Raw genomic sequence first — 571 nt, 5'->3', positions numbered from 1 at the left:
GGGTTCCGGAGTTCGTGTCGCCCTCGGAGAACCCGGTGGGCAGGGAGGGGTGGTGGTCTCGTCGTGAGTGGGCGGCTACTGCCCGGTTGGTTACCGAGATCTATGATCCGGCGCGGGATCCGTTCGATGCCGGGCGGCCGGCCGGCACGATCCGTCTGGTGGGTCGCCAGACACTGGTGCGGGTCGGTATCCGCCGTGTGCAGGCCGTTGATGGTCGTTGGGTGCGGGATCTGGAGATTGTTCTGGCCGTCCGGCCCGGTGACGGTTTCACGGCCGGGGAACTGACGTCGTTCGAGGCCGGGTTGAGCACGCTGTTGGATGAACGTGTCAACATCGGTTTCGTTCTGCCTGTCTCTGGTGATCAGCTGAATCTGGGTGTGCGCCTGGAGCACGTGCCCGGGCACCGGCAGGCGGTGGAGATCTCCCGTACCGAGGAGCCCGGGCGTTCGGACCAGCTGCACTTCCGGCTGCACACCGCCACCACCGCTGACGCTGACAGGTGGGCGTGGGACCGGCATGACGACAACATGGTGCTGCACGAGTTGTTGCACTACGCCGGAGTCACCGACCG

The 571-nt window shown here is 66.2% G+C and carries 1 protein-coding gene; it reads left to right on the top strand.

Going from position 1 to position 571, the window contains the following annotated elements; translation table 11 throughout:
• Positions 1–86: 86 nt before the first annotated feature.
• Positions 87–571: hypothetical protein (locus tag ACP4J0_RS38685; RefSeq protein ID WP_426604155.1), on the top strand; the 485-nt coding region annotated here is incomplete at its 3' end.

Origin of the sequence: Streptomyces sp. WG7, assembly GCF_049975785.1 — a bacterium.
GTDB lineage: Bacteria > Actinomycetota > Actinomycetes > Streptomycetales > Streptomycetaceae > Streptomyces.
Note: the sequence above shows the minus strand (reverse complement) of the source record. Positions and strands in the feature narration are given on the sequence as shown.